Origin of the sequence: Mesorhizobium sp. M7D.F.Ca.US.004.03.1.1, from assembly GCF_003998635.1 — a bacterium.
Taxonomy (GTDB): Bacteria; Pseudomonadota; Alphaproteobacteria; order Rhizobiales; family Rhizobiaceae; genus Mesorhizobium; species Mesorhizobium loti.
In genome coordinates this window covers 1-5659 of record NZ_RZQG01000366.1, presented here as the reverse complement: position 1 = coordinate 5659, position 5659 = coordinate 1, and the positions used below count along the sequence as shown (strand labels likewise).

The following is a 5659-nucleotide window of genomic DNA, read 5'->3' as shown; positions in this document are numbered from 1 at the left end:
GACAAATACCGTTCGCAAGGACGATCTGGCGGGCATTTTCAGGCCGACGAAATACGCCAATGTCACCGTGCTGACGTCCGGAACGATTCCGCCGAATCCGGCCGACCTGCTGTCTTCGCAGAAGATGGCGCTGATCTTGACCAATCTCGGCAAACGCTTCGACCTGGTTATCATCGACGCCCCGCCGGTCGTCGGTCTTTCCGACGCACCAATCCTCAGCCGGCTTGCCGAAGGCACGTTGATGGTCGTTTCCACCAGCCAGGTCACGCGCAAATCAGCCAAGACGGCGGTCAAGCGTCTGCGCGCAGCCGGTGCGAATGTGATCGGAGCGGCGATGTCGAAATTTGCGGTCAACAAGTTCGACTACAACTACGCCTACAAATACATGAACCACCAGTACTACGACTATGGCGCGAGTACCCCGAAAATTGAGGGCAAAGTCGATGACGGAGCAGGCCAGCCCGCTCACGCGAAATCTCCGGCGTTCAGGCGTTTGGTTCGTCGCCTCCGTTCTGCTGTTGGCGGCTTCGTCGATCGGGCTAAGTCGGCTCCTTGAGACCGAAACGCCGGCCGTCTCGCTTGCGCTCGACCCGTTGAACATAGATGCCTTGATAGGTGAAATTACCGGTGAGCTGAACGAAACAGGCAGCGGTCCTGATCTCGACGTTTTGGCCGCCAAGGCGAGGGGCGCGCTTCGCTTCAATGTCGCGGACGCCCGGCTCTACAGCCTGATCGGCGAGATCGAGTATCGACAAGGCGAGAAGGACGAGGCTTTTGAACTCTTCGATCAGTCCCGAAAGCTGTCCAAGACTGAGATCCATGCGCTTCAGCGGTCGATCGACCGCTCGATCGAGGTGGGCGATCTGTCAAAGGCTGTCGGCGAGATCGACACCTTGTTGCGCCGGTGGCCGGACCGGTTTCCAGTCATAGCCGCGGGCATGCCAGCCATTCTTTCAAATCCGGACGGATATCAGGCTGTCCTGGCAGCCATAAGGATCGAGGCACCGTGGAGAGCCAGTCTTTTCTCCGCCCTTGGTCAGGATCCGCGGGGCCTGCGCGCGGCAAACCAACTGCTGCTCGATCTTGCCGGGTCGGGTTCACCACCGACATCGAAGGAATTGTCTGCCGTGATCAACGGCTACATCAGGCAAAAGGAATACGAGGCGGCCTATCGGCTGTTCCTTTTCAGCCTGTCCGATCAGGAGCGGACGCTCGGCGGATACATTTTCAATGGCGGCTTTGAGCCGGTCCGCAGCGGCAAGCCATTCGATTGGCAGGTTCACGATCGGTCCGGTCTGGAAATTACCTTTGCCGGGTCGCGCGATATCGGTGAAAGCGACATCGGAGCGACCGTTCGATTTCTGAATACGCCGGTGAAGAACGCCGCGCTCCAGCAATATGTTGAACTGCCTCCCGGCTCCTACAGGATTTCCCTGATCGCCTCCGCGAGAAACCTGAAGCTGCCAAAGCAGTTGTTCTGGTCCATCAGATGCGCAGATCCGGCAAGCGAAATAGCCCGGTTCAATATTCCCGAAGGCACATTCAACCGGCAGGATTTGAGCCTGGATTTTGCGATCGGACCAAGCGCGTGTCCCATGCAATTGTTGCGGCTGGAAACAGCCGCCATCGCTGAGAGTTGGCGATTTCGATACGTCGGCACGTTGGTCATGCACAAACTGAGCATCGAAAGAGTTTCATCTTGAGAGAGCGGTCAACCCGGTCAACGGAGTGGGAAAAGTATCTGCTTGGGTCGGTTCTTTTCCTGTCGGTGCTGATTGGCGGCGGCACGGCGAGTGGCCTCTACACCGAAACGCTGATCGAGATTGCGGCGATTGTTTCGTCCGCGGCCGTCTTTTCAAGGCCAACGGGGCAGAGCATCCCCCGTTCGGTCCTGTGGTTGCTTGCTCTGGCCTTTGCTGTGTTCTGCTTTCAAATCGTGCCGCTGCCTGCAGCCCTGTTGAGCGGATTGCGGCCTGAAGTTTTGCTCGCGAGCCCATGGTTGGCGGGCGAAACCCGGCTACGCTTCGTCAGTGTCGGCGTGGGGCGCACGATCGAGTGTCTGTTGTATTTCGCTGCGGCGGCGGCATTTTTCCTGGGCGTCACCCGCTTGCGCCCGGATCAGGTCTACGGCCTTCTGCCCTTCTTTTTCATGGGTGTCATCTGCAACGGATTGGCCGCGGCGATCCAGTATTCACTCTCCGATACGGTTGCCATAGAAGGGTTGTTGCCGTTCACGATCAATGCGGGACTGTTTGCCAACCAGAATCATTTTTCAGCTTTGCTCTTCGTCTCCATTCCCTTCGTCGTCTACTACGGTCTGTTCCGCGGGCACCTTCTGTCCGGATCGCTCGGGCTGATATCGCTGTTGCTGCTGCTTCTGGCCGCCGGTTCGCGCGCCGGTATTCTGATAGGCTTGGCGATCACCATAATATCGGTTGTCTTTCTGTCGGCTCGCTCCAGGCTAGGTGGCTACGGCATCCTTGCGGTCTTCATCGGCCTTTCGCTCTACACGATAGGCGCGTGGACAAAGATCGATGCGGAGGTGGTTGATCCGGCCTTTGGGCGAGCCGAATTTGCCCGTACGACGATTGCGGGAATTGAAGAGAACTGGGCGACAGGAGTAGGTTTCGGCAGTTTTCCGAAGGTCTATCAGATTTACGAAAAGGGAGAGATGATCTTCAAGCCCTACGTGAATCACGCTCACAACGATTATCTGGAATTGGCACTGGAGGGTGGCGTTCCTGTTGTTTTTCTGGTCGCAGCTTACTTGATATTGCTTTTTGCGTCGTCCGTTAGGGCGCGGCGGGATCCGTTGCAGAAAGCGGCGTTTCTCTCAGTGTTGTTTCTTCTCGTTCATTCCCTGGTTGATTATCCCTTGCGAACGGCAGCGCTTGCAATGACCTTTGCGTTTATGAATGCCATCATCTTTCACAGAGGTTTTGCTGAACGGTTGAGCCAAAGAGGCGGCTCGACCGAGGCCCATCACTATGATGACCATCTGCTTGTTCCCGTCAGGCTGTCGGCCTTGGCAAGATGAGAGCAGTGGGGTCGCCTGGAATTGGCCATGGATTGGCGCCGGACGTGGTCCGGTCGTTTGTCGAATCCCGAGATTGACAAGCCATTGCATGGAACCTAAGCACGGACAGCTCGGGCCGGGGGGCTTAGGCATGTCAAGGAGAGCTTCTTGAAAGGAATTATCCTTGCTGGAGGCAGTGGAACGCGTCTTTATCCGCTAACATTAGCAATCTCTAAGCAGATTCTGCCGATATACGACAAGCCGATGATCTATTATCCCCTGAGCGTTTTGATGCTCGCGGGTATCCGCGAGATTCTGGTCATTTCAACGCCGCGTGACCTGCCGGTTTTTCGTGATCTGCTTGGTGATGGATCGGAGTTCGGGCTCGACCTGTCCTATGCCGAGCAACCGCAACCCAACGGGCTTGCGGAAGCCTTCATCATCGGTCGGGATTTTATCGGCAAGGACAGCGTGTCGATGATCCTGGGCGACAACATCTATTTCGGCGACGGGCTGTCGCAGCTTTGCCGCGCTGCTGCATCGCGTGAAAGTGGCGCTTCGGTATTTGCCTATCATGTCGAGGACCCCGAACGCTATGGCGTGGTGTCCTTCGACAAGGCCACCGGAACCGCGTTGACGATCGAGGAAAAGCCGCAAAACCCGAAATCGAACTGGGCCGTCACGGGCCTGTATTTTTATGACAACAATGTCGTCGACATCGCTTCGACTATCAGGCCTTCGGCGCGGGGCGAGCTTGAAATCACGGCAGTCAACAACGCCTATCTCGAGCGTGGCCAACTGCACGTGCACCGGTTGGGGCGCGGCTATGCCTGGCTCGACACCGGAACCCATGACAGCTTGAATGACGCTTCTTCCTTCGTGCGCACCATCGAGCATCGCCAGGGCATCAAGGTCGCCTGTCCGGAAGAAATCGCCTTCGAACAGGGCTGGCTGACGGCTGATGAGGTGCTGCAGCGCGCGGCTCGCCTGGGCAAGAACGAATACGCCGCCTATCTGCGCCGGCGTGTCGCCGATCTGTTGGAGGGCTAGGTGCTGGACGTTAGATTCCTTGGCATCGATGGTGTGCTGGAAATCATTCCGAAGCGACATGGCGACGCGCGCGGTTTTTTCGTGGAAACCTACAATGCCGAGCGCTTTGCGCAGGCCGGCATAGACTTGCTTTTCGTGCAGGACAATCATTCCTATTCCGCGGCGGCGGGTGTGTTGCGAGGGCTTCACTACCAGCTTGCGCCGCGGGCCCAGGACAAGCTGTTGCGCGTCATCCGTGGCAGCATTCTCGACGTTGCGGTCGACATTCGCCGCGGGTCGAAAACCTTTGGAAAATGGGTCGCTCTCGAAGTGTCGGCCGAAAAGGGCAACCAGATTCTGGTGCCGAAGGGCTTCGCGCACGGCTTCGTGACGCTCGTGCCCGACACCGAGGTCCTGTATAAGGTCACCGACACCTATTCACAGGCGCATGACCGGTCGATCCGCTTCGACGATCCCGCCATCGGTATCGAATGGCCGTCATCGGCCGGCGGGTTCCAGCTTTCTGACAAGGACCTGAAGGCGCCGCTGCTGGCCGCCGCCGAGGTGTTTGCTTGATGAGGACAGCGGCATGAATTTTCTGGTGACAGGCGGTGCTGGCTTCATCGGTTCGGCGGTGTGCCGGCATTTGTGTGCCAACCCGGCCTATCGGGTGACCAATCTCGACAAGCTCACCTATGCGGGCAATCTGGCCTCGCTGCGGCCGATCGAGAATGCGCACAATTACCGCTTCGCTCATGCCGATATCTGCGACGAGAGGGCGGTGCTCGACATCCTCCACCGGGACGATATCGACATCGTCATGAACCTTGCCGCCGAGAGCCATGTCGACCGCTCGATCGACGGGCCAGGCACGTTTATCGAGACCAACATCGTCGGCACCTACAAGATCCTGAATTCCGCGCTGGAATACTGGCGCGGCCTGCCAGAGGACAAGAAGAGCCGCTTTCGCTTCCATCATGTCTCGACCGATGAGGTGTTCGGCGATCTTCCTTTCGATGGCGGCATGTTCGTCGAGGAAACGCCCTACGCGCCGTCTTCGCCCTATTCCGCCTCGAAAGCGGCCTCGGACCATCTGGTGCGGGCCTGGCACGAAACCTATGGTCTGCCGGTTGTGCTTTCCAACTGTTCGAACAATTACGGACCCTATCACTTTCCCGAAAAGCTGATCCCGCTGGTCATCCTCAATGCGCTCGATGAAAAGCCGCTGCCGGTCTATGGCGCCGGCGCCAATGTGCGCGACTGGCTGTTCGTCGAGGATCACGCGCGCGCTCTGGAACTTGTCGCAACCAGGGGACAGCCGGGCGAGAGCTACAATGTCGGCGGCAATTCGGAGCGGACGAACCTGGGCGTCGTCGAGACGATCTGCGATCTGCTCGACATCAGGCGGCCGCGGGCAGGCGGCAAGAGCCATCGCGACCTGATCTCTTTCGTCACCGACCGCCCCGGTCATGACCGCCGTTATGCCATCGACGCATCGAAGATCAGCCGTGACCTCGGCTGGGCGCCCAACGAGAATTTCGACAGCGGCCTGGCCAAGACCGTCGACTGGTTCCTGGACAACAAATGGTGGTGGGGGCCGATCCGCGAGCAGCG

General features: G+C 58.3%; 6 protein-coding genes. All 6 read left to right on the top strand.

Features of this window, described 5'->3' with window-relative positions:
• Nucleotides 1–556: CpsD/CapB family tyrosine-protein kinase (locus EN935_RS19975; RefSeq protein WP_164771215.1), on the top strand; the 556-nt coding region annotated here is incomplete at its 5' end.
• Complete coding sequence (locus EN935_RS19970) at nt 444–1703, top strand: hypothetical protein (protein WP_127262767.1); 1260 nt, start codon at nt 444–446, stop codon at nt 1701–1703. The genes EN935_RS19975 and EN935_RS19970, both read left to right, overlap by 113 nt.
• On the top strand, nt 1700–3037 hold the full coding sequence (locus EN935_RS19965; RefSeq protein ID WP_127262768.1) for an O-antigen ligase family protein: 1338 nt from the start codon (nt 1700–1702) through the stop codon (nt 3035–3037). The genes EN935_RS19970 and EN935_RS19965 overlap by 4 nt, the downstream gene beginning before the upstream one ends.
• 147 nt (nt 3038–3184) lie before the next feature.
• Nucleotides 3185–4066, top strand: coding sequence for a glucose-1-phosphate thymidylyltransferase RfbA (gene rfbA / locus EN935_RS19960; protein WP_127262769.1), 882 nt, complete (start codon nt 3185–3187; stop codon nt 4064–4066).
• Nucleotides 4067–4621 (top strand): dTDP-4-dehydrorhamnose 3,5-epimerase, encoded by a 555-nt coding sequence (gene rfbC / locus EN935_RS19955; protein WP_127262770.1) that lies wholly within the window; start codon nt 4067–4069, stop codon nt 4619–4621.
• A 13-nt stretch (nt 4622–4634) separates the two neighbouring features.
• Nucleotides 4635–5659 (top strand): dTDP-glucose 4,6-dehydratase (gene rfbB, locus EN935_RS19950; protein WP_127373554.1); only part of this gene is annotated, 1025 nt, incomplete at its 3' end.

Excerpts from the sequence above, each read along its gene's own strand:
- EN935_RS19970 (WP_127262767.1), top strand. The coding sequence starts at position 444 with ATGACGGAGCAGGCCAGCCCGCTCACGCGAAATCTCCGGCGTTCAGGC.